The organism is Acinetobacter higginsii (assembly GCF_000369845.1).
GTDB lineage: Bacteria > Pseudomonadota > Gammaproteobacteria > Pseudomonadales > Moraxellaceae > Acinetobacter > Acinetobacter higginsii.
In genome coordinates this window covers 51,380-72,868 of the sequence record NZ_KB850211.1, presented here as the reverse complement: position 1 = coordinate 72,868, position 21,489 = coordinate 51,380, and the positions used below count along the sequence as shown (strand labels likewise).

Annotated in this window: 21 protein-coding genes; 4 read left to right on the top strand and 17 right to left on the bottom strand. The window is 37.8% G+C overall.

All coding sequences use genetic code 11. From position 1 onward, the window contains the following. Window positions 1-60: 60 nt before the first annotated feature. Genes feoB through F885_RS19640 form a run of 3 tightly spaced genes read right to left on the bottom strand, consistent with a single transcriptional unit; the run spans window position 61 to window position 3,441 of the window. Window positions 61-1,890, bottom strand: a complete 1,830-nt coding sequence (gene feoB, locus F885_RS19630) for a ferrous iron transporter B (protein WP_005312195.1) — start codon at window positions 1,888-1,890, stop codon at window positions 61-63. Beyond that, window positions 1,880-2,134, bottom strand: a complete 255-nt coding sequence (locus F885_RS19635) for a FeoA family protein (RefSeq protein ID WP_005312191.1) — start codon at window positions 2,132-2,134, stop codon at window positions 1,880-1,882. The genes feoB and F885_RS19635 overlap by 11 nt, the downstream gene beginning before the upstream one ends. 11 nt (window positions 2,135-2,145) lie before the next feature. Further along, window positions 2,146-3,441, bottom strand: a complete 1,296-nt coding sequence (locus tag F885_RS19640; RefSeq protein WP_005312188.1) for a cation efflux transmembrane domain-containing protein — start codon at window positions 3,439-3,441, stop codon at window positions 2,146-2,148. 86 nt (window positions 3,442-3,527) lie between these two features. Between F885_RS19640 and cadR the strand changes: the two genes are divergently transcribed. Further along, on the top strand, window positions 3,528-3,920 hold the full coding sequence (gene cadR / locus F885_RS19645) for a Cd(II)/Pb(II)-responsive transcriptional regulator (RefSeq protein WP_005312186.1): 393 nt from the start codon (window positions 3,528-3,530) through the stop codon (window positions 3,918-3,920). Between the two features lie 117 nt (window positions 3,921-4,037). On the opposite strand, the gene F885_RS19650 is transcribed toward cadR, so the two are convergent. The 7 genes from F885_RS19650 to F885_RS19680 form a co-directional block, all read right to left on the bottom strand. Then, window positions 4,038-4,967, bottom strand: coding sequence for a recombination directionality factor (locus tag F885_RS19650; RefSeq protein ID WP_005312184.1), 930 nt, complete (start codon window positions 4,965-4,967; stop codon window positions 4,038-4,040). A 124-nt stretch (window positions 4,968-5,091) separates the two neighbouring features. Continuing rightward, a complete protein-coding gene (locus tag F885_RS19655) occupies window positions 5,092-6,147 on the bottom strand; it encodes a YqaJ viral recombinase family nuclease (protein WP_005312181.1) in 1,056 nt (351 codons plus the stop codon). Between the two features lie 144 nt (window positions 6,148-6,291). Then, window positions 6,292-7,323, bottom strand: coding sequence for a DUF932 domain-containing protein (locus tag F885_RS19660; protein WP_005312178.1), 1,032 nt, complete (start codon window positions 7,321-7,323; stop codon window positions 6,292-6,294). 249 nt (window positions 7,324-7,572) lie between these two features. After that, entirely contained in the window at window positions 7,573-8,196 is a 624-nt protein-coding gene (locus tag F885_RS19665) for a hypothetical protein (RefSeq protein ID WP_005312175.1), read from the bottom strand. Window positions 8,197-8,238: 42 nt separating this feature from the next. After that, on the bottom strand, window positions 8,239-8,550 hold the full coding sequence (locus F885_RS19670) for a hypothetical protein (protein WP_005312171.1): 312 nt from the start codon (window positions 8,548-8,550) through the stop codon (window positions 8,239-8,241). Between the two features lie 4 nt (window positions 8,551-8,554). Next, window positions 8,555-8,839, bottom strand: coding sequence for a hypothetical protein (locus F885_RS19675; RefSeq protein ID WP_005312165.1), 285 nt, complete (start codon window positions 8,837-8,839; stop codon window positions 8,555-8,557). Between the two features lie 626 nt (window positions 8,840-9,465). Continuing rightward, on the bottom strand, window positions 9,466-9,723 hold the full coding sequence (locus tag F885_RS19680) for a hypothetical protein (protein WP_005312163.1): 258 nt from the start codon (window positions 9,721-9,723) through the stop codon (window positions 9,466-9,468). A 108-nt stretch (window positions 9,724-9,831) separates the two neighbouring features. On the opposite strand from F885_RS19680, the gene F885_RS20405 reads away from it, so the two are divergent. Then, window positions 9,832-10,976, top strand: a protein-coding gene (locus F885_RS20405; RefSeq protein ID WP_085944219.1) for an IS3 family transposase whose coding sequence is annotated in 2 segments (ribosomal slippage) — window positions 9,832-10,096 and window positions 10,096-10,976 — 1,146 coding nt in all. Because the reading frame shifts where the segments join, the coding sequence is not laid out codon by codon here. 39 nt (window positions 10,977-11,015) lie between these two features. Here F885_RS20405 and F885_RS19695 read toward each other — a convergent pair. The 5 genes from F885_RS19695 to F885_RS19710 form a co-directional block, all read right to left on the bottom strand. Then, window positions 11,016-11,819, bottom strand: coding sequence for an ATP-binding protein (locus F885_RS19695; RefSeq protein WP_005312157.1), 804 nt, complete (start codon window positions 11,817-11,819; stop codon window positions 11,016-11,018). Next, window positions 11,812-12,519, bottom strand: coding sequence for a hypothetical protein (locus F885_RS20310; protein WP_005312156.1), 708 nt, complete (start codon window positions 12,517-12,519; stop codon window positions 11,812-11,814). Before F885_RS20310 ends, F885_RS19695 begins: the two co-directional genes overlap by 8 nt. A gap of 263 nt (window positions 12,520-12,782) precedes the next feature. Further along, on the bottom strand, window positions 12,783-13,748 hold the full coding sequence (locus tag F885_RS19700; protein WP_005312154.1) for a YagK/YfjJ domain-containing protein: 966 nt from the start codon (window positions 13,746-13,748) through the stop codon (window positions 12,783-12,785). Between the two features lie 242 nt (window positions 13,749-13,990). Continuing rightward, the gene (locus F885_RS19705) at window positions 13,991-16,363 is read right to left on the bottom strand and encodes a hypothetical protein (RefSeq protein ID WP_005312152.1); all 2,373 of its coding nucleotides are present in this window, start codon (window positions 16,361-16,363) and stop codon (window positions 13,991-13,993) included. A gap of 408 nt (window positions 16,364-16,771) precedes the next feature. Then, window positions 16,772-17,638 (bottom strand): hypothetical protein, encoded by an 867-nt coding sequence (locus F885_RS19710; protein ID WP_005312150.1) that lies wholly within the window; start codon window positions 17,636-17,638, stop codon window positions 16,772-16,774. 133 nt (window positions 17,639-17,771) lie between these two features. Here F885_RS19710 and F885_RS19715 point away from each other — a divergent pair, with 133 nt between their 5' ends. Further along, on the top strand, window positions 17,772-18,050 hold the full coding sequence (locus tag F885_RS19715; protein ID WP_005312148.1) for a pyocin activator PrtN family protein: 279 nt from the start codon (window positions 17,772-17,774) through the stop codon (window positions 18,048-18,050). On the opposite strand, the gene F885_RS19720 is transcribed toward F885_RS19715, so the two are convergent. After that, window positions 18,034-19,176 carry a tyrosine-type recombinase/integrase gene (locus tag F885_RS19720; RefSeq protein WP_005312143.1) on the bottom strand — a complete coding sequence of 381 codons (1,143 nt, stop codon included), beginning with the start codon at window positions 19,174-19,176 and terminating at the stop codon, window positions 18,034-18,036. The two genes, F885_RS19715 and F885_RS19720, sit on opposite strands and share 17 nt — an antisense overlap. A 135-nt stretch (window positions 19,177-19,311) precedes the next feature. Here F885_RS19720 and dusA point away from each other — a divergent pair, with 135 nt between their 5' ends. Continuing rightward, window positions 19,312-20,328, top strand: coding sequence for a tRNA dihydrouridine(20/20a) synthase DusA (dusA, locus tag F885_RS19725; RefSeq protein WP_005312140.1), 1,017 nt, complete (start codon window positions 19,312-19,314; stop codon window positions 20,326-20,328). Window positions 20,329-20,596: 268 nt separating this feature from the next. Here dusA and F885_RS19730 read toward each other — a convergent pair whose 3' ends face one another. After that, window positions 20,597-21,076: a copper resistance protein NlpE N-terminal domain-containing protein gene (locus F885_RS19730; RefSeq protein WP_005312138.1), complete on the bottom strand. Its 480-nt coding sequence runs from the start codon at window positions 21,074-21,076 to the stop codon at window positions 20,597-20,599. Window positions 21,077-21,489 lie beyond the last annotated feature (413 nt).

Genomic DNA, 21,489 nt, shown 5'->3' with positions numbered 1-21,489 from the left:
AACTTTAATTAAGAAGATACAAACAGCGATAATTTCACCGCTGTTCGATTTTCAACTTAACTATATGCGGCTAGCAATCTGATACGTAACAAAAGAGAAGAAATATGCTAGTGAAAACAGATAGGTAGCCATAATAATTGGTTGTTTCCAACTACCTGTTTCACGCTTGATTGTTGCTAATGTTGCAAGACAATGAGGTGCAAAAATAAACCAAACCAAGAGTGATAAGCCTGTTGCAAGTCCCCATCCATCAGGCCCAGAAATTTGACTGAGCAGAGTTTGTGTGACTGTATCTTCATCCCCAGACATAGCGTAAATCACACCTAATGCAGCAATAATTACTTCACGGGCTGCCATTGCAGGAATGAGCGCAATACAAATTTCCCATGTAAAGCCGATTGGGGCAAAAATAGGGTGAATGATGTGCCCCAATTGCCCTGCTAGGCTGTAATTAATTGCAGGCATTGTGGCGTTATCTGGTGGCTGAGGGAATGTCACGAGTACCCATAACAAAATTGATAAAGCGACAATAATTCCACCAACTCGCTTTAAGAAAATTGTTGCTCTGTCATATAGGCCTAATGCAACATTTCTAATATCTGGTAAACGGTAAGTTGGTAATTCAAAAATAAAAATGCTTTCAGTTTTATCTTTTCGAACTAACTTTAAAAATAAAGAAACCAATAGCGCAGATATGATTCCTGACATGTAAAGTCCAAACAGGACTAAACCTTGTAAGCTGAGCCACCCATAAACCAACTTATTAGGAATGAACGCGGCTATTAATAAAGCATATACAGGTAGTCGAGCAGAACATGTCATTAATGGCGCAATCATAATCGTTGCTAAACGATCTCGTTCAGAGCTAATACTTCTTGTTGCCATGACTCCGGGAATAGCACAAGCGAAACTGGAAAGTAATGGAATGAATGAACGACCGCTTAACCCTGCTTTAGACATAAGTTTGTCTAATAAGAAGGCTGCTCTTGGCAAATAACCCGATTCCTCTAAGATCAAAATAAAGAAGAAAAGGATAAGAATTTGAGGCATATAGGCTAGAACGCTGCCTGCACCCGCAATCACACCATCAACAATCAAACTTCTTAATAGTGGATGCGAAATCAAGGGGCCAATTGCACCACTTAGCCAAGTAATTGAGTCTTCAATAAAAGCAATGAAAGGCTGTGCCCAAATAAAAACGGCCTGAAACATGACAAACATGGTCAGCGTTAAAATTAGTAGGCCAAAGACAGGATGTAAAAATATTTTGTCTAAAAATGCAGTTCGTTTATCACCACTGTCATTTTTTAAAATAACTTGCTTAGTAATGTATTTAATCTGATCAAAATGATTTAGCTCAGAATGATAAGGTGCAACAAATAGATTTTTTTGATCTAACTGCGTTAATAGCTCCTGAATCCCTTTTGTTTTCACAGCGACGGATTCAACAACAGGCACTCCTAAAAGTTGTGATAGTTTTGAGGTGTCAATTGAAATTCCACGTTTTTTTACTTCATCCATCATATTCAAGACGAGTAACATCGGTCTATTTAACGCTCTGACCTCTAGTACTAGGCTTAAATGAAGGTGAAGATTTGTAGCATCAACAACACAAACAAAAATGTCAGGTAATACTTCACCTTTTAGCTCACCGAAGCAGACAGCTCTTGTTACTTCTTCATCTAAGCTACTTGGTTTTAAACTATAAGTCCCGGGCAAATCCAATACTCGAACAGTGTCTCCTGAAGGTAACTTAAAGAAACCTTCCTTACGTTCAACAGTCACACCTGCATAGTTTGCAACTTTTTGCCGAGTACCAGTAAGGGTGTTAAACAGTGAGGTTTTACCACAATTGGGATTACCAATGAGTGCAATATTTTTAGTGTTCATTGACAATCTCTACAAAAATTCGTTCAGCTTCATTTTTTCTTAGGGCAAAGCGCGATGTTTCAATTTGGACTAAGATCGGATCACCACCGAATAGACCTTTTTCGAGGACTTTCAGCGATTCACCAACTCTAAAACCCAGTAACTCAAGCCTTTCAAGTACAGGATCGTTGTTGCTGTATTGTTCCCCTTTTTTGAGATCAATAATTTTTGCAAACTGATTAGGTTTCACTTGAAATAAGTTCATGATTAATCGTCCTATTTCAAAGCCAAAATTTTTCGAGCACCATTCAGCACGAATAAAGAAACAATAATTCCAATAATCAAGTCAGGGTAAGCTGAACCTGTCCAAGCAACGAGTGCGCCTGCGAGGATTACGCCCATGTTAACGATCACATCATTCGCTGAGAAAATCCAACTTGCCTTCATATGAGCTCCACCATCTTTATGCCCTGATATGAGATACAAACAACTGACATTCGCTATAAGTGCAAAGAATCCGATAATAATCATAAGATTAGATTCAGGTTCACTTCCAAACATAAATCGTCTAACGACATCAACAATTACAATTACAGCGAGTATGAGCTGAATCCAACCAGCGAAATGAGCTGCCCGCACTTGATATTTTGCTGCTTTACCTACTGCATAAAGTGCAATGCCATAAACGGCAGCATCAGCAAACATATCAAGAGAGTCTGCAATTAACCCTGTGGAAGCGGCAATAATGCCACTAATAAATTCAATGACAAAAAGCACTGCATTAATTGCGAGTAGTATTTTGAGCACTTTAGCTTGCCGAGTTGGATCAGGACTATCTGGTAAAGTTCTTATTGATTCAACAGTACTTTCAAGCTTAGCTCCAAAACCGAGTCCCTCAAGTTTCGTTGTGATTTCTGAAATTCCATCGGTATGGAAAACCTGTAATTTTCTATTCGGAAGATCAAAAACTAAGGCTTTTACCTCACTCAATGGTGCTAAAGCCATTCGCACCATTTGCTCTTCTGCGGAACAATCCATTTTAGGGATAATATAGGTACTGGTCTGTTTCGAGTTTTTATTATCATTATAGATTTCAGTTGAATTTAACTTTGCTCCAAATCCGAGTGCTTCAAGTTTTGACGTAATTAAATCAGTATTGCCTTCATGCAAAACTTTTAGATTTCGATTTGGTAAGTCAAAAATTAAACTATTAACGCTTTCTAAAGAGGACAAAGACATTCTGACCATCTGCTCCTCTGCGGAACAATCCATTTTAGGAATGGTATAGTCGCTAATGAGGGCTGCTCTGCCTGTTTCTTTATTTATATTTTGTTGCTGATTACTTGTATCAGTTCCACAGCATGATTTAGCCTTTGCTGAACAAGGCTGACTACCACCACAAGCATCTACAGTGATCTGCTCTTTAGACTCGCTAGCAATACCTTTATCACAACAAGACTTTTTATTTGTTTCAGTATTTAAATCTGTACCACTACAAGAATCGGTTTCAGATATATTTTGTTTGGGTTTAGTGTCTTCACAAGAACCGTCATTACAACCGCAACCACTCATAGATGTGCCTATAGTCATATTTTCACTTATTGCATATTAGAATCCCTATAGCTACTATAGAGTCAAGCTAGATTTGGTTGATTTCAATGTTTTTAAAAATAGGTGAGTTATCTGAGAAAACTTCTTGTTCAGTACTAACTATTAGATTCTATGAGAAGGAGGGTCTTATTCCTCAGCCTGAAAGAACTGAGGGGAACTATAGAATGTACTCCGAAGCTTATATCGACCGATTAAAATTTATAGTTAATTGCCGCTCTCTAAATATGAATCTTAATGAAATCAAAAGATTGCTTTCTTATAAAGATTTACCCACCCAAAACTGTTCAGAAGTAAATGAATTAATTGACGCACATATTGTAGATGTACAAGAAAGTATCAAAAATCAGCAAAAACTAATTGAACAATTATTAGATATAAGAAAGACATGCGATGGTTCATGCACAGTTGATAGATGTGGTGTATTGAAAAATTTAGCTTGAATAAAGACAAAGTTTAGACTTAATACGATAGCTCTATAAGCTATTGATACTAAATATGATAAAAAATAAATCGAGTGTATAACTCGTAAAGAATCTAATGATTCTTTACGATTAGCTTCAATTCACTGCCCTCACACTCCCCTGCAACCCTTGCTGAATATCCTGCACAAAACCATCCCCATGATTGAACTTTGCTTTAACCTTGGGTTTCGACTCAGGTTTCATTTGTTCAGATTCAACAAGCTCATCTGTATAAAACTCCTCCACCAAATCTAATCCTTCCTCTGAATTCACCTCAAACCGTGCATTACCATAACCCTGCCATGCCGTCTGATCTAAAGCCTGTTGATTAAATCCTAAAGTTTTGCTTTGTTGGTCAATCTCCTTCGCCACTTGAATGGCTTGTTGCAGATTGACACCATCCCTAAGTGTCAAATCCACGTAATACACAGGCGTGCGATAGCTTTGCGTCGTGGACTTGCCTCTCAAGGTCAATTGCATTGGTAGGCATGAAAGTAAACCATTCGATGCTGCATGGTAATAAGACAATCGTGCAGCCAAAGTTCTGATACTGTTAAAGCCCGTGGTTCTAAAAATGAATGTCCCTAGTTCATCCGACTCATCTAAATTGACATGCAAGCGCCCATAAGGTTTACAGTGACCACCTTGTGCCAAAGGACAGAGATCAGGTGATGGGCATGGATGTTGTTCCACCCCTTGATTGGTCAATCGTTGGCAAGTTTCTCCATTACCCACACAAACAGGACGCCCTGTTTGACGATCAAATAAACTGTACTCTGCACGTAGATTGAGTTCAGGATCATTAAAGATCATACGGACTGGTATGGTTCTGAGCTTTTGGTTCGGTGCTTTCGCACGAAGTTGTTCATCGAGTGGATGCTTGACCCAACCTTCTTTGCCTTGAATTTGGCTAGTAATGGTAAATTGGTCATCCTTTTCGGGCAGTCGTTTGCCATTCTTCTCCACGACCTTGCCGATACTGATTCTGCCAAGTATGGGTGGTGTGATTGCTAAACCTTTAATCATAATAATTTCCTCTGTCGTTTAAATGTGTTGTTTGGTTAAAAATGAAATGGACATAAAAAATCCCATGCGCTGAGGCATGGGATTTTTAGGTGGTGTCTTGTATTTTGCTTAGGCTAAATCGGCTTCAATCATCATTGGCATAAATGTTGAAACGCCGTGAGCCTGTTTTGCTTTGTGGAAATTGACTCAAATATTCAGGATGCTGTTTCAGTAATGCCTTGCTGTCTAAACTGATTGAGTCTTTAGCCTTTTTCCATGTCACTGAACCACTGGTGAATGTTGCGCGTTCAGCCTGCTGCATCTTGGCTTGCAGTTGGTGTTTGAGTCGATCGAATTGCTCCTGATACTTTTCGATTTGGTTGCGAGACTGAATCAATTGTTCAAACTGTTGATTGGCTTGCGTATCTTCAGTGAGGTCTGTGGTGCTGAGTGGTACATGTTCAGGATAGAGTAGTTGCAATGCTTTGGCTGCCGATTCACTGGCATCGGCTTCAGGTGGGGTATCCTTTTCCACACATTCCCAGAAGTAACGCTCCGCATCGATGATGTGTTGAATCACCGATTCTGAACGGGTGACTTTAAAGATGCGAGTTTCATGTCCACAAATCAGTACGCAAATATGCGCGGCTTTCTTACCTGTCACTGCCAATTGATGTTGTACCTGACACAGCACGTATAAAGGCACACCATCTCGCCACAGTTTGGCACCATATTCCCCTGCGGTTTTACATTCTAGAATTTGTACATCGGCATCACCCACCACCGAATAATCCAAGTTGGCGAGCATGAAATGTTTATCAGCTTCGGGATGTTGTAATACGGCATTGACCCGTCGGACTTTGTAGTTGGTGTGCATGCTGTAGTATTCAGCGACTAAAGGTTCAAGTCTTTTGCCCCAGTACAACGGTGCATGTCCTTCGCTTTCATCTTCAATCGATTGTTGAATTCTTCCTGTTTTAATCATCCACAATTCCAACATCGACATATAAGGATTGAGTCCACAGGCTGCGGCGCAGTCACTACTGCCGATACCCTGTCGACGTACTGCTAACCATTCGGCTTGGCTGAGTTTCTTGGTGTCTACAAAGCGTTTAGCGGTAAACAGTTTGGGACGATGGGTATGGATATTAACCATTGGACTCGGTGTTACATTCAGAGGTGTGTTTAGTGCTGTATTCATGATGATTTCCTATTTTGTAAATTTCGGGCATAAAAAAGCCACATCATGTGATGTGGCTATAAAGGGTTTATGCTCTGGAGGTGGTGCAACATAAACTTTGCTTGATTGACAATTTTTAATTTAATCTCAAAACTTAAAGCAAACTTAAGCAATCATCCTTAAAGCCTGTTCTAAGCCACGTTGTTTTAAGCCAGCCCCTGCACCAAACCATGCTGAATCCAGTCGATGATCCTGACTCATGGCACGACGTTCATGGTCAGCAAATTCGGTGATACTGCATAGTAGCCCATACGCGGTGTCTTTGGCTGAACTCAGTTCTGCCCCTCGCCCATGTCCATTAAACATGGTCATCACTTTAGACATGGCTCGTCCATTCGGTTCGGCTTTTGTGGAATCTGCTTGACTGGCAACATTACGATAGAACTGAATAATGCTGTCATCCTGTTCGGCCATACTCAGACTGGTATTATTAAACACGGCATCAAAGTAGGCTGCTGCTTCTTGTTGGGTGACTTTACGTTGACTCAGTTGCTTCATTTCATACATGTGCTCTTCCCATGCACGGACTGAAATCCCGAGTTGCTGTTTAATCTTCTCAGCATCAAACTTGGTGCTGTGTGGCACTTTGACCACGCCTGCACTTGAGTTTTGTCCTTTCAAGGCTATGGCTAAGGTGTTGTTACACACCACTCGAATACTGGTGAATTGTGCTGTGGTGGCTAAAGTACCATCACAAGCGGTGGCTAAGAGAATATAGCCATTGCTGACATCTTTACCCTTTAAGGCTGAAGTCTGTCCTGTACGTGCCAATGCCCAGAATTTCTTGCCACCTTTAAGTACCCCTGCGGTTTCTAATTCAAAGCCCGATTGTTCGGTCAGGTCTTTATAAAAGTGTAGAATCTCTTTAGGTTGTACTTCCTGATAACGCTGACTGACCACGGAAAGCGGTGCATGGGTATCGGAACGATAAAGTACTCGCTGTTCCTCATAGGGCAGAATGATGCTTTGCCTGCGTTCATTTTGTGCCATATAGCTGACATTGGAAGATTCAATACGCCAGTCCATGCCTGCCTGTTGTGCCCAGACTTCAATCGGTTGGTTTTGGCTGAGTTGATTGCCTAAACCATGCCAAGGGGTTTCGCCTACATAGGCCATTTGTTCAAGTTGATGTGCCATGAGTTTTGTCCTTATAAACAAAAAGGCTACTGAACCCCATCCCTTGATTGGAATGAAGCCCAGCAGCCTGATTTAGATTGGTCTTGTGAATATGCTCATTGAGCCCTATGTAATAAGTTCAATAAACACATTCTTGTATTGATTCATCTTTATGTTATATAAGTGAAATTTCTTTCAATCCGCTCAAAAGCTTCAACGATTCAACTGTATAGTGCGTGGTGCGTATGTATAATAAATATCGCATTCAACTTATTGTGGTGACATCACAATTTCACGTCCATCCTTCAATACTGCAACCACCTCTCTGACATTGCGTGGATCACAATTTAAGAAGAAGCGCATGGATTTCCCGTACAGAATAGGATTGGCACCATCACGATAATCCGCTCTACAGTTACCCCGATTCACCACCACTCGATCCAATGTAATGCTATCGGATAGTGAGATTAAATGTAGATAGGCAGTTTCAACCTCATGCTTTCCACCAAATACCTGATTCTTGATTTCAATACGATATTGCATTGAAGCATCGCCTTGGTCGGATGGTGCCTGTTGTGCGTCCTTCTCCGCTTCTTGTCTATTCAGTGTTTCCCATTCATCCCAGCCTTTGGCAATAAATTCTCGTATTTCCGCAACGGGTGTGACTTCCAAATTACTGAGATAGTATCCTGCTAGACTGGCGGTTTCTTCACTGGGCGATTTTTCTAAAGACTCCAAATCCTGTAGTTCTTTCTCAGTCAGTTTTTCTGTTTGAGCCTTTGCTTTGACTGCTTCGGTTGTCACTGCAGTATTCTGTGCTTGTGCTGCTTCTGGTTGCTTTCCACAACCGACTGTGAACATAGCCATCGTTGCCAACATCATGATCTTTTTCATTTTATCTCTTCTCCCTCTCCCCTATATGCTTAGGTATTCACATCAAGATGCTGGTCTATCCATGCATTGTTGGTAATATTTATCTTTGAAGACTTGTTTGGTTTTTTCGAAAGTTGCTGTACCACCTCGACTATATTCAAAGGCGTCATGAATCATCGGTCTGAGTTGTTCTCTCAGCTCATCGTTATCGCCTGCAAGCATATAAGTCGCCTCGGCAAAGCCGCCATAGGTCAAACGAGCCTGCATCACAGTTTCAGCTACATTGGCTTCTTCCTGACAGGCTTTCTCTTGTTTGGAGGTACAGCCTGTAAGCAAAGCAACAGCAATGATGAAAAGTAATTTTTTGTTTTGCATGTTTCTACCCTCTGCATTTGCCCACGGTATAACCTCTGGCAAAGTCCAGACGACGTCTGTCTTCATCATTGGTGATCGGTACAGTAAAGAATGGCTTGCCGTATTGTTCACGAATGCTGTCATAGCGACAGCTACAGGCCTCTTCACTTTCAACTGCGGTTTTAATGGCAACGTTGGGATACATGCATTGTTCGATATAGGCTTTACGGTCTTTGGCATCCGTAGATGAACAGGCAGATAAAATAGGTAAAAGGAATACAGCAAGCATGCTGAATGTTTGAATTTTCATAAAGCTCCCCTCTGGTATTGTTCTGTATTGAAATCAAAATTTAAGACACAACGACGCATCCTCCCGAGTCAGGAAGATGTGCGGATATGAATAAAATGAGACGAATAAATCCCATCAACTGCTTAGTGAAAAGTCAGTTGTTTGAAATAGAATTCAGTACAGTAAGGGAATGTTTTGAATGACCATGACGGACTCCTATATGCATTAGAAGTTCTACCGAATCACTGTCAATTGATTATGGTGGCAGAACGAAAAGGGGTTGACAGACTGGGCATATAGAACCAGCACGCGCGAACGCGTCCCCCTCCCGTTCTACCGCAAAGGGGGACGAGAAGGTTTCGCACAAGACTTATACTCAGGAAGAATATAAGTACCTGATACGCTATACGCTTGGTCTGTCAAAACCAACTGACAATGTAGGTCAGCATGCTAAGAATAATGGTGAGGGGGATTGAAGTCAATTCGGACACATGAAAATTGCTTATTTTGTATTTCTATATATTTTTTGGTTAGTTACAAAACAGCATAACTCAATTTCTAAATTTAAGCTCTAATTTAACCTGACAGACACGCTAACAAATGGGTAACTGTCAGATCAGGTTTGAGCTAGTACATATTATTCAATTTTAGCTCGGTTTTTTAGGTAAAATTATTACAAAATTATTTTCCTCAAATTCATCTTGTAACATCTTTTTAGGCTTTTGGGTTTGACACGTAATGGATGGATAAAATTGAAGCTCACCTTTTGTTAATTTCAATACTTGTCTAGATATATAAAGTCCTAAACCTCCACCTTTCTTACCAGTTCTATGTGCTAAATCACCTGAATAATTTTCTTCAAAGATACGCTCTCTCTCATTTTCAAGTACTCTAAGGCTTGTCATTTCAAAACGTATTAGTATATTTTCTTTGCTAGAGAGGTGGATCAGGAAATTTGAACAACACTTATAAGTGATATTTTGCTCCCCAAATGATGTTATAAACATCAATATATGGAGTATTTTATGGCACGTAGACCAAGAAGAAATCATTCAAATGATTTTAAAGCTAAGGTAGCACTTGCTGCGATTAAAGCAGAAAAAACACTTGCTGAATTGAGTGCTGAATTTGATGTTCATCAAAACCAAATTATCGACTGGAAAAATCAACTGATTTCAGCTTCCTCGCAAGCTTTCGATCAATCAAAAGCTCCAACAGAACCACCCATCGATCTAAAAAAACTACATGCAAAAATCGGTGAGCAGGCATTAGAAATTGATTTTTTAGAAGGTGTGTTGAAGAAACTGGGCCGCTTCAACCACAAAAGTTAATCGATGACTCACTTCAGATTTCAGTATCTAAGCAAGCTCAGCTGCTGAAAGTCTCCCGTGGTTGTTATTACTATCGCCCAAAACCTGTGAGTGCATCAGATCTGAAGCTGATGCGGTGTATGGATGAGTTACATATGCAATACCCTTTTGCAGGTAGCCGTATGATGCGTGATTTGTTGAATCGTCAAGGACATCATATAGGACGACGTCATACACGTACTTTAATGAAGAAAATGGGCATTAATGCGTTATATTGCAAACCAAATTTAAGCCAGGCTAATCAAGCTCACCGCAAATATCCATATCTGCTCAAAGGATTGGCTATTCAGCGCAGTAATCAAGTGTGGTCTACGGATATAACGTATATCCCTATGGCAAAAGGCTTTGTTTATTTATGTGCTGTGATTGATTGGCATAGCCGCAAGGTACTTGCGCATAGAGTATCGATTAGTATGGAGGTTACATTTTGCATAGAAACATTAAATGAAGCTATTGAAAAATATGGTCGACCTGAAATATTTAATACAGACCAAGGCAGTCAGTTTACCAGTGATGCATTTATTGATGTATTGAAATCAAATGACATCCAAATCAGCATGGATGGTAAAGGTCGATGGGTTGATAATGTGATGGTTGAACGATTATGGCGGAGCGTTAAATATGAAGAGGTGTATCTCAAAGCCTACAGCAATGTTTTGGATGCGAAGAAGCAATTAAACGCATATTTTGAATTTTATAATTTGAAACGACCTCATTCGAGTCTGGACAAAATGACTCCAGATGAGTTTTACTATGACCAGCTACCACAACAAAATAAGGTAGCTTAACTAGAGCAGAGTATCACTTATAAATAAGCTTTTAGTTGTTCAAACATGTGGGACCACCTCTCTAGAATCTTCCTGTAAATGAATATTCAAATCAGTTTTATTTAAAGCATACTTAACTGTATTTTGAAGTATATGATATAAGGCGACACGAACACATTCAAAGTCAAAATATGCATAAGTTTCATCACTATATGAAAAAAATTGAACACGAATTTCCTTTTCAATCAAATCTAAAAAGAACATATCAATAACTGTTCTGATTACTTTATGAACATTATGTTCATCAATTCTCAAATTTTGTTGTTTCGCGATTAACTTATTAAAAACTGTAAATTCAGATTTTATAGCAGCATTATTTTTTGCCATTCTTAATAAAATTTTAGCAACTTCTCTAAGATTGTTTTTAATTTTATTTTCAACAAAGATAATTTGCCTTTGCTGTTGTTGATTCATTAATTCTGATTGTGGAATCACACTAAAAAATTCTTGAATATTATGAGCATTTAAAGAGACAACGTTATGCAATAATCTTGAAGTATTTCTGTTGCTAGTTTCTTGCATTTGCATATAAGTACTATACAAACTTTCAAGACTAGCCTCATAAGTCGAGACTAATGTTTTGAACTTTTGGGAACTTTTTACATAGTCCTCATTGCTGGAAATTATAAATAGTGTGCAATGATCTGTACTTATTTTTGCAACCCTAGAATTCCCACTTTTTATAATCTGATTAGAAGATAAACTTTCTATTTTGTCTTTTTCAGAAATTAGCAAGTTAGAAAATAGAATATTATTACTAACATCTAATAAATGTATTCTTACATCTTCATTCCGCTTATGCATTACTAATTTCTCTAGCAAATTTTTCTACCAATTGAATAAACTCATACGGTTCAGCATTTTTCTCTAACACTGCATCAACTTTCCTTAGTGTAGGGTCGAATCGATTTCCAGTTGTTTCAGCAGAATAGAGAATGACTTTTTTTTCTGGATGACGCTCTTGAATAATATTAGCTAAACCAATACCTTCGTTATTAAAAAGTTTAGTCCCTACTCCTTGAATATCAATGAAAAAGATCTCATTTCCAGTAATTAATGGGCTATCCAATGTTGTAATATCTTTTACTAATTTCGTATGTATCCAACCTTCATCCACTAATGTTTTAACTATTTTAAAAGTTTTATCATCTACAAAAAGAATGTGAGTGTTTTTCTTCAAATCAGCCATTGATATCATTTGATTAGCCTGTGTTGGAGTCGCAAGAGCCTGTATTGGAGTCGCAGGAGCCTGTATTGGAGTCGCAAGAGCCTGTGTAGAAGTAATAGGCGCTTGTGTACTTGGCTGATTTCCAATAATTATTTGATTGGTAACACTTGGCTGAAGACTAGCAACAGGGAGACTTTGTTCAGTAGATTTACCAAATAATTTATTCCACAAAAATTTTATAAAAGACACTATTAAATCCTTAAAAGTCATTATTAAAACCACACCAAAACCTGACAATACCCACTCTTTATTTTTAACTACCCAATCCAAAAGCATACTTATCACTATAAATAATTAAATAATTTAAATTATTATAAACTATAAAATACTCGCTGAGTTATTGATCTTCCTCATTAAGTTCATTAAACATAAAATCTGTTGTGTGAAATGTAAGCCCTTAGTAGAGCGTTAAAATAGATCTCTCCTGTAGGAATTGAGCCACTTCTGACACAATTCCTTTAAAAAGTCCCAAATGGTATTTTTAACTAATAATGTATAACTCTAGCCTACTGTATTGAGATATATAACCTTTTGCTCAATCAACATGAAGAACAGCCAAAAGCCCTCATACCTTTCACACGGACTCTAAGCCGTTGCTCAATCTTTTCAACAGTCATACGAGCTAAATAGCCATACACAGATTTAAGTCTTTCTAATCCTCTTGGGTCTTCACGCTTAATCATACCCAAACCATTAAGATATTTATAACCTTCCTTTTTCTGACTGTTTTCTGTATTTGCTACCGTAGTGTCACTGTCTTCCAAATCTTCATCTGCATGTTTACACGTATGGCAATTCCAATAATAGCCAAGCCCTCCCGTGATTTCATCCATCCATACCTTGCCTACCCATCTAGCGAGCTTACAGTCATACGTAGATGTAGAACCATCATAGATCAAATACAAGTGAACGTGATAACTCCCTAGAGGAGCCTGCTCTAAACACCAAGCATTCAGTTTCAGGTTTTTAAAACACGTATGCTTATTTGCCATACGGTTACGAAGCGTTTGAACATGTAGATTAAACATTTCAATATCAACCATATGCTGTTTATCCACGTGATACTTTAAATCCACCCTGACAACGAGATTACGGCTATAACGGGAAAATAACCTTTCTGAGAGTTGCTTAAGCCTTTTAAACCTTACACTTACTCCAAACCTATACTGACGTAGATCACTTTTAGCTTTTGACTGATACTCTTGAAACAATTTGCTGTATTCATTCAATATCCTCTCATCTATATTTAAAAGAGATCCATACGTAAAGTAGCCATTTCCCATTTTCCTGTAACGTTGAAGTTCACCTTTAGCAATGACATGGAATACCTCAACGTAGTCTGCATATACATGATTACAGGAATAGATTTGTTCAAAGGCATCTATCAGTCTAACCAGTTCAGGTAGGTCTTTTCTCTTCAATCCATTGTTGATAATCCTCTTGGTAAAGGATTCAATTTCAATCAGTAGTCTTGGTTCAAGGAGAGTGTGTTGATGAATGTTCATGATGAGTAATTCCGTAATATGCTCATCAGATCAGGTGTTTGAGTATTTTTTAATTCTTAATCTTTAGTTATATAATTCATATATATAATATCTACTACAGCTTTTCAGACAAAAAAATGCCCTAGGATTCATTGGAATATAGAAACATTTCAATCAATTTACCCTAGGGAATCTTATGAAATTGTTCATTTTCAACAAAGCTAAAGTTATTCAACGCTTTCAATGAAAAAACACGCAAACAATCATGATTGTTCATCGTCATTTTTCTTGACAAGTACATGCTTTGATTTAGGTTTTTGCCCTGGTGTTAGCCTTTTTTCTTTAAGCACCCAACCTTGAATTGGGCTAAATAGACTCTTGTAACAAATATATAGCAAATACTTTTCTTTAAAAGCTCCCCTAGTCACTTTGTCTATAGTCTCAATTTTTAAGGGTTTTGACGAAAGTTCGATCACTCCATCCCAAATAACCTGGGGATCTAGAAGGTAAGTAAACTCTGCTTTTATAAAAGCAAGAGAACCACTATGAGATAAATCCTCTGAATTTCGATATTTTTCATTGCGCTGGTCAATAAACCTTTTCAAAAATGAATCTAAACTTTGATATATATCAATAGACTGTAACTCTGAGTCATAATTAAAAATCAAGGTTAGGTCTGCATACAACGTTTTGTCTTGCCCAACCTCAAATCCTTTTTCATCCCAACGCAGGATATACCCCCTTAACCAACGTAAAGGTTGAGTTGAGCGCCCTACCCGCAGGAACTCTGTCAAAATTGCCGATTGCTCTTTTTTGCTAAACTTGCCACCATGCAGACGACCAAATTTAAGATGCAATCGATGAACAAGTATGTCATTTTCTAAAAGGTAATCAGCATATTTTGACAATTTTTCAAATGACTTATCTAATTCTTTAAGCTGCTTGTTATAAGTATTCACATTCAGACTTACTTTAAACCTTCTTAATAACTCTTCATACTTTTGAATTGTTTCAGGGCTTATTGTGTGATTACATAAATCCAATAACTCACCCGCCTTGGAAGAAAAGAATCTCCTAAAATCGATTACATTTTGTGATTCGAAACCAAGTAGTTCTATTTGAGTAAAAGGATAATCCACACCGTTTAAGTGTTTGAAAAGACCAAACCAAATACGCCCTAAACGCGTCAGGCTATCGCTATAAAATTTGGGAGAACGATTCTTATTAGACGTGGCTGGCGTTATTACCACATTGAATAGTTTTACTGGAACCGTTTTCAACGTCTCACAGAACAGCTCCATCAAATAAAGTAAGCTACTGCGTGGAATCTTATCCTTGTGACTGATAGGAAGTAAAACAGAACGTAAATCCATCAATGCAACTTTATCGAGATAATTTTGGGTGATTTGAGGAAGGTGCTGGCAATCGTAGCTTTTATGGCGCTTAGAAAGTGTTAAAAGCTCATCAAATGTGATCTGTTTTGTTATATCCTTTTTCAGTAATGCCCCTTGAGGCATTAAAGACTGATTTGAAAGTGCCTTAAAAATATCATCGTTACTATTATAGCCGTCTATGTTCAGGCTTATGACTTGGTCTACAGAAAAAAAATAGCTGTAAACCCAGTACCAACAATAATAAAGTGAAAGCTCATTGCCCTTACCCTTTTTTATTAAACCCACGGCATTTTGATGATAAGTGCGGAGATGCTTATTCCAATTTCTTAGGGTGTAACTTTCAGCAGACAGACCAGCCTCCTGTTTCATTTTCTTATGTAACTGAGCAATAATCCCATCTTCTGAGAAATTCGAATGTTTACAATTAAACATCAATATACAATGCAAATTTAGACCAGCTTTTTGCATCGGCTCTAATTTTAATAAATAACTTTGTAAATTCTCAGTTTGAGCTATCAACTGGCGTATAGCATCAATTTTACCTTTTAGTACTTTGAATAAGCTGGTGTAACTGTCTGAACAATCATCGGAAGGTGCATATAACTTAATGTCCAAACACATGACATACACTTGCCCATTTCGATCTAATGTGTCTTTGAAATACTGAAAATAGCTCTCTTCTTCATCCGACAAGGCAAATGTTTCTTTAACTGTTTCATCAGTTTTCATTTTTGGTTTTAAATATTCAGATATTTCAAAATAAACCTGTGTCAATTGCTCACCAGAAATGGAACTAAAATCCTGAGGGCTGTTCATACAAAATTTATTTTGTTGAAAAAACTGATTAAACCACCTGACAATATTTGTCTGATTTCCCCACCCGCCTTGCACTTCTGGTTCCATCAAATATTGTACAAATTTTCTAAATGCGGGTATCTCCAATCCATGCCATTCAGGCAATAATCCAGATGCATATTGCAAAGAACCAACATCTTTTAAGAAATTTTCTCTGCTCTTAAAGTCCATTTTTTCAAATCTTCTTTTACTCATCACCTCATCATTCTTGATGTTTAGCAGCCAACGATCATAGAACTGAATGACATCTATTGATTCCCTAAAAATGAGAATATTCTGATTCACTCCCTCTTGCTTGGCTTCGTCATAAGTCTTTCTATATCGAACCCTAAGCAAATCATACATTTCTTCTTTTGAAATTTTAGATAAAGTTGGAGTTATTCTCATTAAAACCCTCGATATACGGTACTTATGAAATTTTTAATACAATATTATTCAGTATTTTTTATCATAATAATCATATTTTATAAATCAAAAATCACACTATTTATAGTTATTATTCAAAATATCAGAAAGGCCATTAGCCCCAAAAATCAAACACAACTGTTCAATTTTTAAATGTCGTTTGAATTTTTTTTGGGCAAAAATCCTCTTAGCTCGGCAAAGTAAAATAGGCTACTACTGCTGACGATACTTAAAAAATACAAAGTGAATTCAGTGCGATTTATGTGGAGGAAGTAGAGTTGTAGAATCTGATAGCAATCTAATAAAAAGAGTACTGTAATAAGTGCAGCTCCCCCTAATCCATATGAGGGAATAATTGGGTGTAACAGTAAAAATGTGATTCTCTCTTATTTAACTTTCATTTTTTGGAATTAAAATTTCTTTCAATAAATCTTGATTTTTTCTTAACTCGTGAATAATTGTTTCCTCCATGTAGTCAGTATTGTTGTATGGCATATTGTAGCCAAAACTCTTTAATGCAGCGGAGGGGTTTTTCGAATTTAGAATGCTTGTTAGATTTTCAATTTCTTCCTGTAATTCTTTTACTTGCCTAGCCTTTTTGTCAGATAATACTTTACGACGCTTATACCCATCGCTTATGACCTCTCCTAACTGTTCTTCTTTTTCCTTAATTAAGGCTTTCACCCAATCAACATCAAATTTTTCGAATTCTTTTATCAATGTCGGAATTATTGAAGTTACAGCCTGATTCAAGCTCTTCCATTTACGCCCATTTAAAGTACATTGCTCACGTAAAACACTGTATAAAATTTCACGCCTAGGTAATAATTTTTTATCATAGCGCGCCCTAACTGCTCGAATTGCACTCACTTTTCTTGCTAATCCAATGTTATAACAATAATAGTAAGCCCCCATTGTATCTACATATCCCATTAAAATTTCGGAGAACCTTTGTTTACAAGTTCTTGAAGATAAATTACTTCTTTCACTTTTTAGTAAATCTATTTTTATAAAAAAATCATATATTTGATTCGGTTTAAATCTAGGATCATTTGAAAACTGTGGAAGTACTGTCACTCTAAGTGGATTCTTTAAGTAATCATTTTGTTGCATTCTCAGTATGATTTTATCTCTAGCTAATAGATATGAGGGATGCGTAATATCGGCCTCAAAATCACAGTCATACCAATACTTAAATGTGAAAAGTATTTCTTGCTCTAAATCATTCAAATCAGAAATGATGTCTAAATTCACCACTTAAAATCACCTTAAATAACAATGTATTAAATAGCATGATACGCTAATTATCTACTAATTAAGCATCACTCTACTTTTTAAATTCCATTAAATTTACAGTGAGCACATCAACCAAAATGATAGGAATAAAATCATGAATGGCGCTGCTCTACAACTCTCCACATCTGATTACTTATTTATGCGCTACCGCAGCACAACAGTTAAACTAGAGGATGTAGTCAAGGATTACTACCCTCATCTCAGTAAAGTAAAAATGTTAGAAAAAGCAAGAAATCAAGATTTTCCATTTTCTTGCTTCCGACTAGATAATAGCCAAAAAGCTCCGTACTTTGTCCATGTCAAAGATCTAGCTCGCGTCCTAGATCTACAATATAAATATGCTAATCAAGATCATGTTACTCTTCACCAATGAAGGGTAACACTTCATCCAACTCTATTGTCTTTTTCCTTTTTTTCACTGACACATATCTTTCCAGACTCCCCCATGAATCATGTAGACTCACTTGCTGAATTTGAGGAATTGTAAAACCTTGCTCAGCAAGACGAGTACAACCTTCATGCCTTAAATCATGAAAACGTAAATCATCAATTCCCAAGATTTTACAAGCATTTCTAAATTCACCTCCAATCGTTTTAGGACTTAGAGGAATGAGCAAATCCTTGTCATATCCTCGATTCAACATACGTTTTCGCGTACTCTTCACCTGTAAAAGTTCAATCATTTTTCGGCAAGGTTCTAATACATTAAATTCTTTATGATTACCCTTTGAGCCATTCGGATTTTTTAAATCCCGTACTTTCCACACTTCATTATCCTCGTCATAATCAGCCAATAACATTTCAGTAATTTCTGACTCACGACGACATGAAAATATTGCAAACCACATAATCAAATGCATGGGATAGCTGTAAACAGGCTTTTGCCATTTTCGATAAAAGTATTCTGTCAGTTTTTTTAACTCTGCCGTTGTCGGCAAGCGATCACGTTTACCACTAGAAGATATTTGTCGAGTCTTTCGCAATTGTGCTGTTGCTTTATCAAATCCTGCCAAATCAACATTTACATCCCACATGACTGAAGCATGAGACAATACGCCACGAATATGCAATAACTCATGTTGCAACGTACTTGTCGCTATCGGCTTTAAATCTAATTTAGCATATCCAGCCTTACGCAAAGCGACATGTTCTGAAATATCGGCTGGCTTAATTTTTGTGATAATATATTGCGCTATTGGAAATTTCTGAATTAGGCGAAGACAATAGGTTTTAGTACGACCATATTCACTGCCAACTTCATCAAGATATTTGTCTATGGCATTGGCTAAAGTGATATTCGTCACATCCGATCTACCTAATAAAATATCTGGATTTTCTTCGACTTCCTCTTCACGCATTGCAAGCCATTTTTGAGCGAGTCGCATAGAACTAAACGTCTTACTTTCCTTGAAATTTGCAAACCCTTTACGGCTTATTCTAATTTCAGCCCGAAAGCGTATGGTTCCATCGGCTAATTTACGCTGTGAAATTGTCCCCATGATTTACGCCTTATTGTTTTCTTAAGGCTATAATGGCGTAATTTGGCGTAAATATCAAAAATAATAGTGCTAAATGAGGCGTAAAAAATCGAAATAGATCAAAATCAGCAACACTGTAAAGGTATGTTTTTTAATATGATTACTGAAAAAACCATTGATAACACTAAAGAACCTCGCATCAGTGTTGCCCCCATGATGGATTGGACAACAAAGGATTACCGTTTTTTTGCACGCTTATTTAATCCAAATGTGGTTCTCTATACAGAGATGGTGACCACGGGTGCGATTATCTATGGTGGAACAAACCGTCATTTAGACTTCAACCAACAAGAACATCCAATTGTGTTACAACTCGGCGGCTCCAATCCACAAGAGTTGGCCACCTGTACCAAAATGGCTGAAGACTGGGGTTATAACGAAGTCAATTTAAACGTAGGCTGCCCAAGTGATCGCGTGCAAAACAACAAAATTGGGGCATGCTTAATGGCTGAACCCAATCTCGTTGCAGAATGTATTCACAGCATGCAAAAAGCTGTTTCGATTCCAGTGACGGTGAAACATCGTATCGGGATTGATGACATGCACTCCTATGAAGAAATGCTACATTTTGTCGATACGGTAGCAGCAACAGGCTGTACCCATTTTATCGTACATGCGCGTATTGCCATCTTGCAGGGCTTATCTCCAAAAGAGAACCGTGAAGTTCCACCCTTGCGCTATGAAGATGTTTATCGCCTTAAACAAGAACGCCCACACCTCACCATTGAGATTAACGGTGGCATTAAAACCTTTGAAGAAACACAGCAGCATTTACAGCATGTTGATGGGGTGATGATTGGTCGTGAGGCTTATCACAATCCGTATTTATTGGCAGAGATGGGCCAACTCTGGAATTTGGAAGCACCTGATCGTTTTGAGATCATGCAGCAAATGATGCCTTATATTCATCAACGTGTGGCCGAAGGCGCACCGCTTTCAATTATCACCCGTCATATTCTGGGCTTATTTCAAAACTTGCCGGGCGCACGTAAATGGCGTCAAGCGCTGAGTGGCGGTAATGCCAAAACCATCGCTGATATTGAACAGGCCATTCAAAATATTCAGGCTGCGATGCAACGCACTGAAGATTATTTAAAAGAGCATCAGAACTAATCTGATCTGCTAAACATCACTTTTCGGCTTCGGAACATGGTGCAATCCGCTATGTTCCACCACCACTGAGCTTGCGATAAGCTAAAAGTCTCACCAATCACTTGAGCTTAACCACTTAAACTCCTGGTTATGCTCAAGCGTAATTTCGCAATTACATCTTCCAGAAGCAACCAAAATTGATGTCCCTTGAGGGCAGGATTTGTCGATCTTTAAAAATGTGTCATGGCTCAGTATGACCGATGCCCTTTCAATATGAACATAACCAAAGTTAAGCTTTTTTAGCTAACTGGAACTCTTCATAAGAATCAAAAGGCAGCTGTGTTTTTGTATCAATGATTTCAGTCAGTTCATCACCTAACATAATCATATTTCGGGTGGGAACACCTTGTAGCTGAATTTTTAATTGATCATGATCCAGAAACTTAAATTGCCCTACATAAATTTTAGCTGGGCTATTATCATTATTATTGCTTTGTTCCAAGACAAAGGTCTGATCTGCGTTGATTTTAAGATCAATTCCTGTCCCCAGACAGCCATCACAACTGGTTACGCAAGTCGCACATGGAACCACGCCAGAATAATGCCCGACCCATGCTTTAAGCTCAGGATGATTGACGAAATGTTGCTTATTTGAGTGTAGATCTGGCGTTTGTGCTTGCGTATTGCTTTGATTTTGTGCCTCATTAGACTGTGAACATCCCAAACTGATACTGGCAAAAACAAAGGAAGTCAGTAATGTCCTTTTCATATACGATTTCCCTCAAACTCAATATTTAACATTCATCGCAGCCTCAACATAACGCGGCGCATCACTATACGTTCAGGAATGGCGCCATGGCAAGTACTGCAATACTGATGTCAGCCAAAGGAATATTTTTAGATTTTATGCAAAAAGCAGTCTTAGGAAATGGCTCTGTTTTTTATTCAGAATAAGGTGATTGATATTGGAGTATTCACCATCAAGCATCGCAATATTGAACTGAATATTTTAAACACTCAGCTATTCAAAACAAAATCTTTGATATATCTCTGAATTCATTGCACTATACTGATGAAGATTAGAAGATTTCGCAGGACGGAGCAATTCAAACAACTCACCCTGTATCATGATATTAAACAGAAACTTATATAAAAACTATGCATCAAAGCAGATCTAATACC